Below are 15,642 nucleotides of genomic sequence, written 5' to 3'. Positions count from 1 at the left end.
CTTACAAAAAGGCAATCATTTTTGTTTTTCAAACGAGACTACCACAGGGATATCACGAATTTAGAAAAGCATAATAAAAGGGACATTGTTTTTCACTTAGTATTGAATAATGTAAGTTTTATTAAAAATAATCTAATGATTAAGGATAATTGTTGATAAAAAAAATACCAAAATATTCGGATAATCTTGGGCAATTTCGTATTTTTGTATGTTTGATGTAAATACATATGTCGCAAGAAATAAATCCAATCTATTCCGAAGATAATATAAGAACCCTCGACTGGCAGGAGCATATCCGTCTGCGTCCCGGAATGTACATCGGGAAGCTGGGAGATGGCTCGTCTGCTGATGATGGTATTTATATCCTGCTTAAGGAAATCCTCGACAACTCTATTGATGAGTTCAGAATGAAAGCAGGAAAAAGAATTGAAATTAAGCTTGATGATGGTAAGGTTACCATTCGTGACTTTGGACGTGGTATTCCGCTTGGAAAAGTAGTTGATGCTGTTTCCAAAATGAATACCGGAGGGAAATATGACAGTAAAGCGTTCAAAAAATCCGTAGGATTGAATGGGGTCGGTACAAAAGCCGTAAATGCCCTGTCAGATTATTTCCGGGTTCGCTCATTCCGTGATGGGAAAATGAAAATGGCCGAATTTTCAAGAGGCCTCATCAAAGAAAATTTTGATGAAAAGGATACTTCTGACAGAAACGGTACGGAAATCTCTTTTATTCCGGATGGGGAAATTTTCCTTCATTTTAAATTCAGAAAAGAGTATATCGAAAGAATGCTCCGTAATTATGCTTATCTGAATCCGGGATTGAAAATTCTGTTCAACGGAGAAACCTTCTACTCTGAAAACGGACTTAAGGATTTGCTGGAAGAAGAGCTTGAAAATGAAACTTTATATCCTATCGTCCATCTTAAAGATAATGACATCGAAGTTGCGATTACGCATACTGACAAATCTCAGACAGAGACTTATTTTTCATTCGTAAACGGTCAGAATACTACACAGGGTGGAACTCATTTGAATGCCTTCCGTGAAGCATATGTAAAGACGATCCGTGAATTTTTTAATAAAAATTTTGATGCCTCTGATGTCAGGAAATCAATAGTTGCTGCTGTTTCCATTAATGTGGAAGAGCCTGTTTTTGAATCTCAGACCAAAACAAAATTAGGATCAAATGATATCGGGCCAAACGGTCCCACGGTAAGGACTTTTATCATTGACTTTTTAAAAAGTAAATTAGATAATTTCTTACATAAAAATCCTGAAGTTGCAGAAGCTATTCAAAGAAAAATATTGATTTCCGAGAGGGAAAGAAAAGAACTTTCGGGAATCCAGAAACTGGCTAGGGAAAGAGCTAAAAAGGTTTCACTTCACAACAAAAAACTTCGCGACTGCAGACAGCATTACAACGACCAGAAAAATGAAAGAAAAGGGGAAACCCAGATATTTATTACAGAGGGAGATTCTGCATCCGGATCCATCACAAAATCCAGAGATGTGGAAACGCAGGCCGTATTTTCTTTGAAAGGTAAACCTTTGAACTGTTATGGATTAACCAAGAAAGTGGTATATGAAAATGAGGAATTTAATCTTCTTCAGGCGGCACTGAACATCGAAGAAAGTTTGGAAGACCTCAGGTACAATCAGGTTATTATTGCGACGGATGCCGATGTAGACGGGATGCATATCAGGCTGCTGATGATCACATTCTTCCTGCAGTTTTTTCCTGATTTAATTAAAAATGGACATCTCTATATCCTTCAAACCCCACTATTCAGGGTGAGAAACAAAAAAGAGACGAGATACTGTTATTCTGAGCAGGAAAGAATTAAAGCACTTAATGAGTTGGGAAAGAATCCGGAAATCACAAGATTCAAAGGGTTAGGAGAAATCTCTCCGGATGAGTTTAAGCATTTTATCGGAAAAGATATCAGACTGGAGCCTGTAGTAGTGGGAAAAGATCAAACGATAGATCAGCTGTTGGAGTTTTATATGGGGAAAAATACTCCGGACAGACAAATTTTTATCCTTGAAAATCTTGTAGTTGAAGATCCGGATATAGATAAAAAAGAATTATTAAGTAAAGCCATAAATGAGAATTAATTAGAACGTATAGATTAAAAACGCAAATATTTGAAACAAAATGAGATTAAGTAACCGTAACAAAAGCTCAGTTTACAATTTCGTAAACACTCTTCTGATATTTTTCCTGATAGCGGGAATTGGAGCTTATTTTTTAGAAGAATACAGATTTAATATTTTAGGATGGGAAAGTTTATTTTTGATCATTATTCCTATGGTTTTGGTATTGCTTTTTTACTTCAATGGTAGGCAGATTTTTGAGTATGACAGCGATGGGGAAGCACTCCATTTTAAAAATCGGAATATTATTCCTTTTTTAGACAAACCGTTGAGTGATGAGTTTCCGAAATATAAGCTTTTAAGCTATGAAGTGATTGATCTTTTCTTTGTAAAAAGACTATATATTACAATTTCCAGTAAAAACAGCGGATCAACCATATTGAAATATGAGATTTCGTATTTAACAAGAAAAGAAATTAATGATTTAAAATTCTCTTTAAGTAAAGTCATAAAAACTAATAACGAGAAAAAGAGTTAATATAATAGATGATGACAGAAGAATACTCGCATGAAGGTGAAAGCTTGAAAAAAGTTTCCGGGCTATACAAAGACTGGTTTCTGGATTATGCTTCTTACGTTATTTTAGATAGGGCCATACCATCGATATATGATGGTTTTAAGCCTGTCCAGAGAAGAATCATGCATTCCATGCGGGAGCTGGAAGACGGACGGTACAATAAAGTTGCCAACATTGTAGGAAATACCATGAAATATCATCCTCACGGTGATGCTTCCATTACCGATGCAATGGTGGGAATAGGGCAGAAGGAACTATTAATTGATACTCAGGGAAACTGGGGGAATATTTATACAGGAGATTCTGCAGCAGCGGCAAGATATATTGAAGCAAGGTTGACTCCTTTTGCGCTGGAAGTGGTTTTCAACCCGAAAACTACAGAATGGGCAAAATCTTATGACGGCAGAAATAACGAACCAATAGATCTTCCTGTAAAATTTCCGTTGCTTTTGGCGCAGGGTGTTGAAGGGATTGGAGTGGGGCTTTCCACAAAAATACTTCCGCATAATTTTAATGAATTAATTAATGCTTCCGTAGCATATCTGAAAGGGAAAAAAATTGAAATTTTTCCTGATTTTCTTACGGCCGGCTATCTCGATGTTTCAGAATATAATGATGGCCACAGAGGAGGAAAAGTGAGAGCCAGAGCGAAAATTTCACCCGTGGATAAACATACTCTGGTCATTTCCGAGCTTCCTTATTCCAAAACAACGAGTGATCTGATCGATTCGATCTTAAAAGCCAATGAAAAAGGTAAAATTAAGATCAAAAAAATTGAAGATAATACTTCAGATAAAGTTGAAATTTTGATTCATCTTCATAATGATGTTTCGCCTGATAAAACGATTGATGCGCTTTATGCATTTACAGACTGCCAGGTTACCATTTCACCCAATGCCTGTGTAATTGTTGGTGACAAGCCTATGTTCATGAGTGTTTCCGAGATTCTTAAAATGAATACGGATCACACGGTTTCTTTGCTTAAAAAAGAGCTTGAAATTGAGCTTCATGAATTGCAGGAAAGCTGGCATTTTTCTTCATTGGAAAGGATTTTCATCGAAAACAGGATTTACCACGATATCGAAGAGGTGAAAACCTGGGAAGATGTATTAAAAACCATAGATAAAGGCTTAAAACCACACACCGGTCATCTTCTAAGAGCCGTAACGGAAGAAGATATTTTAAAATTAACCGAAATCAGGATCAAGAGAATTTCAAGATTCGATTTAGATAAATTTAAAGAAAATATTGCTGCGCTGGAAGGTAAAATAGAGCAGGTGAAGCACCATCTGGAAAACCTTATCCAGTATGCAGTGGATTATTTTTTAAACATTCAGAAAAAATACGGGAAAGACAGGCAGAGAAAGACCGAGCTTAGGATTTTTGATACGATTGATGCGACAAAAGTGGCGGTGGCCAATGAGAAATTCTATGCCAATTTTGAAGAAGGTTTCATAGGAACTTCTTTAAGAAAAGATCAATATTTATTTGACTGTTCGGATATTGACGACATTATTACGTTCAGAAAAGACGGAAGTATGAAAGTAGTAAAAGTGGAGGCAAAAACCTTCATCGGAAAAGATATTCTGCATGTTGCCATCTGGAAGAAAAACGATAAGCGGACGGTTTACAATATGATCTACCGCGAAGGAAGGGAAGGCCCTTACTACATGAAACGTTTCTCTGTAACCGGTGTTACCCGGAACACGGATTATCCCTTGGCATCAGATAAAAAAGGTTCGGAGGTACTGTATTTCTCTGCAAATTCTAATGGTGAAGCGGAAACAGTAACGGTACTTTTAAAGCCAAACCCAAGAATCAGAAAAAATAAAATGGATATTGACTTTTCTGAACTGGCCATTAAAGGCCGTGATTCAAAAGGAAATCTTGTCACAAAATATTCCGTTAAGAAGGTAGATTTAAAAGAAGAAGGCGTTTCTACCTTGGCTCCGAGAAGAATCTGGTTTGATGATACCGTAAGAAGGCTGAATGCTGATGCAAGAGGGACATTGCTCGGAAGCTTTAAAGGAGATGATAGAATATTAACAATCAATACAAACGGTGAAGCAAAGCTTGTTTCTTTCGATCTTGGAAACCGTTTTGACGATGAATATTTAGTCCTTGAAAAGTGGAGGCCGAACCAGCCCGTGACCTGTATCTATTTTGACGGAGAAAAAGACATTTATTTCATTAAAAGATTCTTGTTTGAAAATACACCAAATTTACAGACTTTCATGCCTTCGGAACACCCGAAATCATTTATCGAAAATGTAATCGTTGCCAATAACGCAACTGCCGAAATCATTTTTGCGAAAGATAAAGGCAAAGAAAGAGACACAGAAACCATTAATATTGATGAATTTATTGCGGTAAAAGGGATTAAGGCAATCGGGAATCAGTTTACAAAATTTAAGGTAAAAACCATCAATATTACAGTCCCCGAACCTGAAGAAGAGGAGCCTGAAATATACGAAGATCCCGAGCCAATGAACGGGATGGACGAAGATGGCATGATTGGTGATCTGTTTCAGGGTGAAGAAAATCAGGAAAATTAAATGTTGAGAAAATGAATATTTTAATATTAGTTATAATAATTACTGCTATTATAAGCTTCGCAGTACCTAACGGAAGCAGCAATTTTGAGAAATACAAATTCAGTGTAGGAGCTATTTTAAATAGAAAGGAATATGTCAGATTGCTTTCTGCAGGCTTTCTGCATGCGGATATTTTTCATTTGGTTTTTAATATGCTTACGCTGTACTTTTTTGGTCCGGTTGTTATTCATGGATTTGGGAATTTAGGATTTTTGATTATTTATTTCGGATCAATTTTATTGGGAAATATCTTTTCATTATTTATTTACCAGAGACAGCCGTGGTATTCCGCAATTGGTGCGAGTGGTGGTGTTTCCGGGATTTTATTTGCTTCGATAGCATTGTATCCAAGTATTGGTATTTATATGTTCTTTATTCCAATTCCAATTCCGGGATATATTTTCGGATTAATATATTTCGGATATTCTGTTTATATGATGCTGAGTCCTAGACAATACGACAATATCGGCCATGCCGCCCATTTGGGAGGTGCGTTTTTCGGTTTAGTTTATGCTGTGGCAAATCAGCCGCAGGCTGCAATGGCTAATTCTTTATATATCGGAATTATGGCGCTTCCCTTGATTTATCTTGGTTATGAAATTTTTGTAAGGAAAAGAATAAGATAGAAATAGTTATAAAAATCAGCAAATAATTTGCTGATTTTTATTTACTGCGAAAGTTTTTCCAGCGCTTTTTCTAAGCTCTCAACAAAATTAATGTGCTTCGTTTTATTGCTTTCAAAAATAAAATCTTTAATGCTTTTACTTTCATATTTATTTAAATCTCCAATAATAGCCAATCGTACGCGGTAATTTGAAAATTTTTGAAGAATTTCACCGGCAATTTTTGTCTTTAAATCAAAAAATTCTGGAGTGATATTTTCCTCATTCAAAATAACTTTATCAAAATCCTGATAATAGATATTTCCCAAAAGATCCAATCCATCCTGCGTAGAATTGATGATCATTTTTTCAGAAATTATTTCTGCAATTTTTGTATTGTTGATTTGATGTGTTTTGATTTCCATACTACTTATTTTCGCCCAAAAATAAAGCGGTCGTTTTCCGATAAATCCTTTATTAAAAGGGTTTCTTTAAAATTATTGACATACAGATCTAAAGTTTCCGGGCCTAATTTTTGATTAATTTCTAAAAATAACAACCCACTTTCATTTAAAAATTTTTCAGAGTCTTCAGCAATTTTTCTATAAAAAACTAAAGCGTCTGAGGTTGGTGAAAAAAGTGCCATTTTCGGTTCAAATTCCTTGACGGAATCGGCTATTTCATGTTCTTCTTCAATGCAGATATAAGGAGGATTAGAGATGATAATATCAAAATTCTCATCCAGATCAAAATTAAGATAATCCGCATGAATAAAATTAATTTCAAGTTGATGAAAATTGGAATTTTTTTTCGCTACTTCTAAAGCTTTTTTAGAAAAATCAATAGAAGTCACTTCTGCCTGTGGAAAATGCTTTTTTAAAACTAAAGGAATAATTCCGCTTCCGGTTCCAATATCCAATATTTTAAAGTTTTCAAGATTAATCAATAGACGTTGAACTTTGTCAATGGCAAATTCCAATAATTCTTCCGTTTCAGGACGTGGAATCAGCACATTTTCATTAACAAAAAAAGTCATTCCATAGAAGTCCGTTTCTCCCAGAATCTGCTGATACGGCTTTCCGGTTTTTAATTTAGAAATGATTTTTTGAAGGTTATTTTCATCTTCTGTCAGCAATTCCCGGTCCGCAAATCTTCTTTGCTGAAAATTGTCAAATCCCACTGTTTTTTCTATAAAAACCGAAGCCAAAAAACTTGTCTCCGAATCCGTATATAGTTTGGAAAGCTCTGTCTTAAAGAGCTTTTTATATTCTAAAATTGTCATTTACCTAATGAAAACCAGTTTTGTATCTGTAGATTTTTCCTCATCAATCAGGTAGCCTTCATAATTGAAAGCCCTTACGTCATTCAGCGTTTTTGCATTATTTTCAGCACAAAATCTTACCACCATGCCTCGTGCATGCTTTGTGTAAACGACGATAGTTTTCAGTTTTCCTTCTTTTTGTTCATAAAAATCAAAGTCAATAACTTTATGGTTCAGTTTTTTACGATCTACAACTTTAAAATATTCGTTGCTTGCGAGGTTAAGAATAATTTCATTCTTTTTTAATTCTGAGTTTAACTGTTCCGTAATTTTCTCTCTCCAAAATTCGTAAAGATTCTTATATTCATCAAATTCGAAAGGACGACCCATCTCCAGCCTGTAAAGCATCACTCTGTCTGAAGGTTTCAAAAGACCATACAATCCGGAAAGCATTCTGTAGTTTTTTTGTAAATAATCTACAGCATTTTTATCCAATGTTTTTACATCTAGCCCTCTATACACCTCGCCTGCAAAGGCAAACATAGCAGGGGCAGACTCTTTTGCTGTGGGTTTTGCTTTCCATTTCTGATTTCTTTCCCAGTTTTCATCTGCCAGCTTGGTAGATATTTCCATCAGCTCAGAAAGATATTTGGGAGGTTTTTGTTTTAAATAAGAGTGTATGAATGTTGCCTCTTCAATGAATTTAGGGGTAGTCGCTTTCAACAGGTCTGTTGAGTTTTCTACATTCATTAATTTGGCAGGAGATGTTATTATTTTCATTTAAATTTTAAAAAATTATTAAAATATATAAGCGATAAAGCGGTTAGATAACTCCTTTTCCCTGACGGATCACTTCCGGTTCGCCAGAGGTAAGGTCAACAATTGTAGAAGCCATATTATTGCCATATCCTGAATCTATTACAATATCTACAAGGTGATAGTATTTTTCCGCAATCAGTTCAGGATCAGTGGAATATTCGATTATTTCGTCGTCATCCTTTATCGAGGTAGAAGCTATCGGATGGCCAAGCTTTTCTACAATAAGTTGCGGGATAGGATGATCCGGAACACGGATACCAATGGTTTTATGATTTTTATAAGCTAGCGGTAAGCTTTTGTTAGCATCAAGAATAAATGTAAAAGGTCCTGGAAGATGGCTTTTTAAAAACCTGAATACTGAAGTTTCAATAGGCCTTGTAAAATCAGAAAGGTGGCTGAGATCATTACAAATAATAGAAAATTGTGCCTTTTCCAATTTGATTTTTTTCATGTGGGCCAGTTTTTCCATAGCCTTTATATCAAAAATATTACAGCCCAGTGCATATACAGTATCTGATGGATAAATGATTAATCCGCCGTTGTTTAAAGTTTTAATAACTTCATTAATAAGGTTTTCCTGTGGATTTTCAGGGTATATTTTTAATATTTTTGCCATAGAACAAAGATACAAATATTACAATAGTTTTTATAAAAGTCCTTTATTTAAAAGAAAAAATTAGGATTTTAAAAATTTTGTCGTATATTTGCAATCCAATATCGCGGGGTGGAGCAGTAGGTAGCTCGTCGGGCTCATAACCCGAAGGTCGCACGTTCGAGTCGTGTCCCCGCTACTAAGATCAAACGTCGGCGGTGACGTTTCTAAAAATACACCGCGGGGTGGAGCAGTAGGTAGCTCGTCGGGCTCATAACCCGAAGGTCGCACGTTCGAGTCGTGTCCCCGCTACTAAGTTATGCTTGCGGTAAGCGTTTTAAAAATACACCGCGGGATGGAGCAGTAGGTAGCTCGTCGGGCTCATAACCCGAAGGTCATCGGTTCGAGTCCGGTTCCCGCTACTATATTAGAGAGTATTACATATTTTGTGATACTTTTTTTATTTCTCTTCAATCTATCCCTTCTCTAAAATGGCTTGATTTAAAAGATTAGTAGGTGCTTTTCCTTTTTCGAATAAATTAAGGTAACTACATACAACTTTACACTAAAATAATTTGTGTTTGTGTAATTAACTTCTTATATTTGTAAAAGAAATATAGGAAGTAATGATAAATATAAACTTTAAATCACTTTTAGACCTTGTAAAAGCATTTCCAGACGAGCAAACGTGCATTAATCATTTGGAAGAGTTAAGATGGGATGGCGATGTAATAAGTCCTTTCGATCCTTCTTCTAAAGTATACAAATGTAAAGATAATAAATACCGTTGTAAAAATACAGGTAAATATTTCAACGTTAAAACAAATACCATTTTTGACAACACTAAATTAGGGTTGCAGAAATGGTTTCTTGCTATCTATATAGTTACTTCTCACAAAAAGGGAATTTCTTCACTTCAATTAAGCCGTGATTTGGATATTACACAGAAGTCTGCTTGGTTCATGCTTCAAAGAATAAGAAAATGCTTTGGAATTGAGAATAACAATGAATTGAATAATGAAGTTGAAGCAGATGAAACTTATATTGGAGGTAAAAATAAGAACCGTCATGCAAATAAGAAGGTTGAAGGATCACAGGGAAGAAGCGCAAAAGACAAAACTCCTGTGGTCGGAATGGTTGAAAGAGACGGTAAATTAAATGCGAAAGCTGTAGATAATGTAAAACATGAAGCATTAAGCCGTGAAATCATCAGCAATGTAAAAGAATCTGCAAAACTTTACACTGATGAATGGGTAGGATATAAAGGGTTAGAAAGAATTTATGACCACAGTATTGTAAAGCATAATCAATCAGAATACGTAAAAGGAAGAGTTCACACCAATACAATAGAGGGGTTTTGGTCTATCTTAAAAAGAGGTATCGTTGGAATCTATCATTTTACATCTAAAAAACATTTACAGATGTATGTTGATGAGTTTGTATTTAGATACAATACACGTAAACAGACAACCGAAAACAGATTTAACATACTACTTTTAAATTTGGAAAATAAAACAACTTACAAAACTTTAATATATGGAAGATAAATTATTAAAAGCAATTTACGGCTCGGATAAAACACCCTTAATTTTAGGAAATTTAGAAATACCATGCTATGTTTTAGAAGATGGCACAAGGGTTTTTTCAGGCAGAGGAATACAAAAAGCATTAGGAGCAAAACCTAATGTTTCAGGAACTTGGTTGTCCAAATTCTTAAATGATTCACCAATTACTCCCTATTTAAATCCCGGGGTTTTAGAACAGCTAAACACTCCTATACAATTTCAAAGACCAAATGCAAGTGGTTTTCAATCAATGACTTACGGGTATGAGGTGACTTTGTTAGTAGATATTTGTGATTCAATAATTGAATCAAGTAAATCCCGGGATTTTAAAGACAAAAAAATTGTGAATAATGCAGAATTAATAATCCGTTCTGTCGCTAAAGTAGGTATTGTTGCATTAGTTGATGAGGCGACAGGTTATCAGTATGAAAGAGAGAAAGATGCATTACAAGTTATTCTAAAAGCATATATTAATGAAGAGTTATTAAAATGGCAAAAAATGTTTCCAGATATTTTTTATTATGAAATATTTAGACTTAATAAGTGGGATTTTTCTGTAAATGGAATTAAAAAGAGACCTGGTGTAATAGGAAGTTGGACTAATAAATTGATATATGAACAGCTTCCAAAAGGAGTTTTAGATGAACTTAAAACAAAAACTCCTAAAAGCAAAGAAGGCAATTATACTGCTCGCTTTTTCCAGAGCTTAACCCCAGACATGGGACATCCAGCTTTAACAGCTCAAATATATAAAGTTATTGGATTAATGAATATTTCTAATAATTGGAATGAGTTTAAGAGTCATTTTAATAGAATGGTTGATAGAAATAACGGACAGATGGAAATTGATTTTGACTCTGTTGAAAAAAAACTTAAAAAAGAGTTAGAAAATGAAAAAGAAACATTATCTGATTTCAATGAGAATTTAAAAAAAGGATTAGACTATAATCCAAAAGATGAGGACTAAGAAGATGACGATAATTTAGAAGTAGAATTAGCATAAATAAAAATCCCCTACGAAATAAGGGGATTAATTTTTGGAGAAATTTGTGTAAAATTGTATGTAGTTACCTAAATTAATTCTTGCTATCGTACTATTTTATTTTTCTATATTATGAAAATTTGGTTTTAGGTTGTGAGCAGAATTTTAAAAACCTAATGAAAAATTTTAACAAATTGTAAGATAAAAAATCCCGCTTTTAAAAAGCAGGATCAAGGTATCATTTAATTAATAAAATAATTATTGTGCTAATTGATTGAAAGGAGTAAGCTTATAATCATCTGCCATGGTCTGTCCCAGGAAATCCGTTTTTTGAGATCCTTTCATTCTTCCTGCTGCATCGCTTGCATTGAAATAAGATTCGCTTAGCTTTGTAGCCACTTCAGAAGGATTAAGCTCAAATTTCGTATCACCTTCTACACCGAGGTATCCGTTCTTTCTTGTAAGGTTGGTGATATAATTATTATAATTGATCATTGTATCTCTGAACATTGTATTGTGATATTCCATACATTTTTTTGCTTTTTTAGAAGAGTTATTAAGGATACAATTGTTCATATTTCCTCTGTAAAGGCGCCATTCCAGCTCTACTTTTCCGTATTCTTTCGCTACGGCAGTTTTACCATTGGTAAGGATGTTCGGGTCATTTTCCTTATTGCTTATGTCCTGCAAATGTTTGATAACTAACGGAACTGTATTTTCGATCTTTGTCTTAGCCTCTTTTACAGCACTGAAATCCGCAGCGGGCGAACCTTTCTTCTGTGCTGTTGTCACATTGAAAATAAGTAGTAATAGTACAATCAGTAAATTATATCTTTTCATGAGAAATTTTTAAAGCACTAAAATAAATATATTTTCCCGGTTTTAGCAAATTCATTTTAATTTTATTTAATAAAAATTAACAAGTTTTAAGAATTTCTTTTCTAAATAAACCTTTTAGTGGCGATTAACTAGGTGATAAATTATGACGGTTAAAAATTTAACAAATTATAATAAAATTTATCTATTTGATTTTCAGTAATTTATATGCAGTATGGTTTTATCACTAAAAAAATAGTTGTTTAAAACGATTTTATTTCTACATTTGTATAACTAATTTCTTAGTGATATGATTTTAGTTAATTTAGGATTAAATAAAAAAGGATATGAAGATTCAGACTTTAACAAAAGCAGAAGAGCAGGTAATGCAGTATTTATGGAAACTGGAAAAAGGATTTCTAAAAGACGTCCTTGATCTTTTCCCTGAGCCTAAGCCGCATACCAATACAGTTTCTACTATTTTAAAAGTATTGAAAGACAAAGAATTCGTAGACTATAATGTTTACGGAAGGCAGCACGAGTATTTCCCGCTGATCTCCAAAGAGCAGTACTCCGGGAAAACGATGAAAAGCCTTGTGAAAAATTATTTTAAAGGGTCTTACAAAAGCGCCGTTTCTTTTCTTGTAGAAAAAAACGAAATGACCGTAGAAGATCTTGAAATGCTTCTTGATGAACTAAAAAATAAAAACTAATAACCATGGAAACTGTACTTTTATACTTCGGAAAAGTTATTTTATGTTCTGGTGTAATGTTTTTGTATTATCAGTTGTCTCTTAAAGACAAGACATTTCATCACTACAACAGATTTTATCTTTTGTCGGCGATGCTGATCTCCTTGCTGCTTCCTTTGGTAAGCATAGAAGATTTTACCATTGAAGTAAGCAATGACATATACAGGCTAATAGATAAGGTACAGAATTTTAACACAAATAAAAACGTAAGCAATGACCACATTTATCTTAGAATTACTTTTTCAGCTTTGGGACTGGTTTCTTTCTATTTTTTAGGAAAATTTATCTACGGGATTTTCAGAATCCACCAGCTTAAAAATCAGTTTCAAAAGGAGAGTTTTGATGGTATCAATTTTTACTATACAAACCTTAGTGAAGCTCCGTTCTCATACTTTAGAAACCTTTTCTGGAAGAATTCCATCATGCTGAATTCTGACATCGGAAAACAGATCCTGAAGCACGAGATGGTGCACATTGAGCAGAAACATTCATTCGATAAAATCTTTATTGAAATCGTTACTTCTGTTTTCTGGTTCAATCCGTTCTTTCATATCATTAAAAAAGAACTCAATTTAATCCACGAATACCTGGCTGATAAAAAAGCCGTAAAACAATCGGACACCAAAGCATTTGCGCAGATGCTTTTAGCAAGCCACTTTTCCGGAACACAGTTGCCTGCGACCAGTCCGTTCTTAAGTTCAAATTTAAAAAAACGACTCAAAATGTTACAAAAACCTAAAACCAAATTCGGATATGCGCATAGAATTTTTGCATTGCCGGTTGTATTTTCGTTAGCCTTTGCTTATCTGGTGAATGCTAAAAATCAGGAAATTAAAGCAACAAATATGGAAATAGAGAAAGCGGTTTCCCAGATCAAAAAAGACAGTAAAGGAGAAATGGTATTGACTAAAATAAAAAAAGATACCATCATTCCGGATGCTAAAAATAGTGCTGTTGCTCCAAAAATCTATAAAAGAGAAAATGACGATAAAAAAATCGCTGAACTCAGCAAACAAATCAAGGAGAAAACCGATGGCCTAAAAAACCTTAAGCCAGAAAGTAATGAATATAACCAAAATCTTGAAGAAATAGGGAAAATTTCCGGAGAAATCGGCAAAATTGCCAGCTCTGAAGACTATTTGAAAAGAGCAATGGTCGTAAGAATGGACGGGAAAAATGTAGACATACGTGAATATTTTAATTCAAAAGAATGGAAAGATAAGGTAAAGGAATTTGAAAATATGAAATTTGAAATGTCTGAAATTCCTGAAATGAATTTTGACTTCCCAGATCCTCCCATACCGCCAAACGCTCCCAATGCCCCTAAAGTAAAAGTATACAGCTACAAAACTGTTGGTGATATGAAATGGTCTCCCGATGCGGATATGGCTTTCAGATTCGGGGAGAGGACAAAAGAATCTGCCTCTACCGCGAGAAAAAGAGCTAAACTTGAAAAAGAAAGAGCCAGAATAGAAGAAAAAAGAGCTAAGCTGGAAGGTGAAAGAGCTAAAATTGAAGCAGAAAGAAGAGCTTTGGACGGCAACCGCGGGGTTTATATTTATGGCAGTTCTTTCAACAAGCCGATGAAATTTGATAATGTAAGAGTAATGAAAGTGGATAACAATGCCATGGGGGGCCCCGGTATGAAAAGGATTTCCGGTGATTTGGGGAACATGAAGCTGTACATTGACGGAAAAGAAGTGACAAAACAAGAGCTTGACGCCCTAGATCCCAACAAGATCAAAAACATGAACGTCAATAAAAGAACAACGGATGGTAACAGCTCCGGGGAGATAAGAATTGAAACAAAAAAATAAAGTTCCAGAAATTGTTATGAGTACGGGATGCGGCCACTAAACAACATCCGTGTCCCGAACTCAATTAAACCAAAACAGCGATGAAGAATTGTATACTTTTTTTATTTTTAAGCGTATTGACCAATGCGCAGATCAACAGGTTTTTCTACGAATACAAATATATTCCTGATTCCAACGACAAAGCAGATGTGAAAAAGGAAATAATGCTTCTGGATATTGATAAGAATGGGTCTAATTATTACAGCCGCGGCAAATTTGTGTCAGACTCCACCGCAATGGCGGACCTTCAGAAGCAGATCAAAGGGGGAGCAGGAAATATCAATATCAGCAGAAGAGATAACCCCGGGCAAGTTTCTTATAAAGTAACAAAATCTTATCCTGATTTTAAAACCTATCTTTTTACAAGAGTTTCAATGGATCAGTATAAAGTAATAGAAGATCAGAAGCCGGAATGGAAAATCCTTCCCGAAAAACAGAAAATAGGTGAATATAATACTCAAAAAGCTACAACAACTTATGGTGGAAGAGACTGGATCGCATGGTTCAGCACGGATATTCCCTTTCAGGATGGACCTTATAAATTTTATGGTCTTCCGGGATTGATCGTAAAACTTGAAGATATTACAGGCTCTCACATCATGACTTTAGTCGGAAATAAAAAGATTGAAGCTCCTCTTGCAGCAAGTGAGCCGGAAATGCCGGGAAATGTAAGGCTGATGGGGATCGGAGGTAAAGAAATTGAGGTTACTAAAGACCAATACAAAAAAGTATGGAAAGCCTACGTGAATGATCCGTCAAAAAATATGAGAGAAATGATGATGAGAAACGGGGGTGGTGATAATACCAGAGTTGCCTTCAAGGTAAGAACGTCAGACGGAAAAGAAATTTCTGATCCCAACCAGGTTTTCAGGGAAATGGAAAAAAGAACAAAAGAAACTTTAGCCAAAAACAATAATCCGATAGAGCCGGATTTAACAAAATAAAGCAAACGTAATTTTTTTAATTTAAACAGGATGGAAATATTTTTCATTCTGTTTTTTATCTTTAAACATGAAAAAAATAATTTTTATTTTAAGAAGTTGTTTAAACTTTTAATTTTTTGATTAATCTTAAAGAAAATGCTAAAAAATGCAGATTCTTCCAAGTAATATCCAACGTTTCAAATCTTA

The 15,642-nt window shown here is 34.6% G+C and carries 14 protein-coding genes and 3 tRNA genes; 12 read left to right on the top strand and 5 right to left on the bottom strand.

The features are described from left to right. Window positions 1–227 precede the first annotated feature (227 nt). The 4 genes from BW926_RS09445 to BW926_RS09430 are packed head-to-tail and all read left to right on the top strand — an operon-like array spanning window position 228 to window position 5,893. Entirely contained in the window at window positions 228–2,117 is a 1,890-nt protein-coding gene (locus tag BW926_RS09445; protein WP_076446527.1) for a DNA topoisomerase IV subunit B, read from the top strand. A gap of 40 nt (window positions 2,118–2,157) precedes the next feature. Then, window positions 2,158–2,634: a hypothetical protein gene (locus tag BW926_RS09440; protein ID WP_076446525.1), complete on the top strand. Its 477-nt coding sequence runs from the start codon at window positions 2,158–2,160 to the stop codon at window positions 2,632–2,634. A gap of 8 nt (window positions 2,635–2,642) precedes the next feature. Continuing rightward, entirely contained in the window at window positions 2,643–5,228 is a 2,586-nt protein-coding gene (locus BW926_RS09435; protein WP_410493252.1) for a DNA gyrase/topoisomerase IV subunit A, read from the top strand. An 11-nt stretch (window positions 5,229–5,239) separates the two neighbouring features. After that, window positions 5,240–5,893, top strand: coding sequence for a rhomboid family intramembrane serine protease (locus tag BW926_RS09430; protein ID WP_076446521.1), 654 nt, complete (start codon window positions 5,240–5,242; stop codon window positions 5,891–5,893). A gap of 41 nt (window positions 5,894–5,934) precedes the next feature. Here BW926_RS09430 and BW926_RS09425 read toward each other — a convergent pair whose 3' ends face one another. From BW926_RS09425 to BW926_RS09410, 4 genes are read right to left on the bottom strand one after another with little or no spacing between them, the layout of a single operon-like run. Further along, a complete protein-coding gene (locus tag BW926_RS09425; protein WP_076446519.1) occupies window positions 5,935–6,294 on the bottom strand; it encodes a DUF4180 domain-containing protein in 360 nt (119 codons plus the stop codon). 5 nt (window positions 6,295–6,299) lie between these two features. Then, window positions 6,300–7,151, bottom strand: a complete 852-nt coding sequence (gene prmC / locus BW926_RS09420; protein WP_076446517.1) for a peptide chain release factor N(5)-glutamine methyltransferase — start codon at window positions 7,149–7,151, stop codon at window positions 6,300–6,302. Next, entirely contained in the window at window positions 7,152–7,910 is a 759-nt protein-coding gene (gene yaaA / locus BW926_RS09415; RefSeq protein ID WP_076446516.1) for a peroxide stress protein YaaA, read from the bottom strand. 43 nt (window positions 7,911–7,953) lie between these two features. Beyond that, on the bottom strand, window positions 7,954–8,565 hold the full coding sequence (locus BW926_RS09410) for an L-threonylcarbamoyladenylate synthase (protein WP_076446514.1): 612 nt from the start codon (window positions 8,563–8,565) through the stop codon (window positions 7,954–7,956). A 102-nt stretch (window positions 8,566–8,667) separates the two neighbouring features. On the opposite strand from BW926_RS09410, the gene BW926_RS09405 reads away from it, so the two are divergent. The 5 genes from BW926_RS09405 (at window position 8,668) to BW926_RS09385 (ending at window position 11,073) form a co-directional block, all read left to right on the top strand. Continuing rightward, window positions 8,668–8,740: transfer RNA gene (locus BW926_RS09405), tRNA-Met, on the top strand. 40 nt (window positions 8,741–8,780) lie between these two features. Further along, window positions 8,781–8,853, top strand: a tRNA-Met gene (locus tag BW926_RS09400). A gap of 37 nt (window positions 8,854–8,890) precedes the next feature. Further along, window positions 8,891–8,963: transfer RNA gene (locus tag BW926_RS09395), tRNA-Met, on the top strand. Between the two features lie 204 nt (window positions 8,964–9,167). Further along, window positions 9,168–10,088, top strand: a complete 921-nt coding sequence (locus BW926_RS09390; RefSeq protein ID WP_076446512.1) for an IS1595 family transposase — start codon at window positions 9,168–9,170, stop codon at window positions 10,086–10,088. Further along, window positions 10,078–11,073, top strand: coding sequence for a P63C domain-containing protein (locus BW926_RS09385; protein ID WP_076446511.1), 996 nt, complete (start codon window positions 10,078–10,080; stop codon window positions 11,071–11,073). The genes BW926_RS09390 and BW926_RS09385 overlap by 11 nt, the downstream gene beginning before the upstream one ends. A gap of 273 nt (window positions 11,074–11,346) precedes the next feature. On the opposite strand, the gene BW926_RS09380 is transcribed toward BW926_RS09385, so the two are convergent. Beyond that, window positions 11,347–11,928 (bottom strand): hypothetical protein, encoded by a 582-nt coding sequence (locus BW926_RS09380; protein ID WP_076446509.1) that lies wholly within the window; start codon window positions 11,926–11,928, stop codon window positions 11,347–11,349. A gap of 323 nt (window positions 11,929–12,251) precedes the next feature. Between BW926_RS09380 and BW926_RS09375 the strand changes: the two genes are divergently transcribed. The 3 genes from BW926_RS09375 (at window position 12,252) to BW926_RS09365 (ending at window position 15,456) form a co-directional block, all read left to right on the top strand. Further along, on the top strand, window positions 12,252–12,617 hold the full coding sequence (locus tag BW926_RS09375; protein WP_076446507.1) for a BlaI/MecI/CopY family transcriptional regulator: 366 nt from the start codon (window positions 12,252–12,254) through the stop codon (window positions 12,615–12,617). Window positions 12,618–12,622: 5 nt separating this feature from the next. Next, on the top strand, window positions 12,623–14,473 hold the full coding sequence (locus BW926_RS09370) for a M56 family metallopeptidase (protein WP_076446505.1): 1,851 nt from the start codon (window positions 12,623–12,625) through the stop codon (window positions 14,471–14,473). A gap of 80 nt (window positions 14,474–14,553) precedes the next feature. Beyond that, window positions 14,554–15,456 (top strand): GLPGLI family protein, encoded by a 903-nt coding sequence (locus tag BW926_RS09365; RefSeq protein WP_076446503.1) that lies wholly within the window; start codon window positions 14,554–14,556, stop codon window positions 15,454–15,456. The last annotated feature ends 186 nt before the right edge of the window (window positions 15,457–15,642 follow it).

The sequence above is a fragment of the Chryseobacterium sp. RU37D genome, assembly GCF_900156075.1.
GTDB lineage: Bacteria > Bacteroidota > Bacteroidia > Flavobacteriales > Weeksellaceae > Chryseobacterium.
Note: the sequence above shows the minus strand (reverse complement) of the source record. Positions and strands in the feature narration are given on the sequence as shown.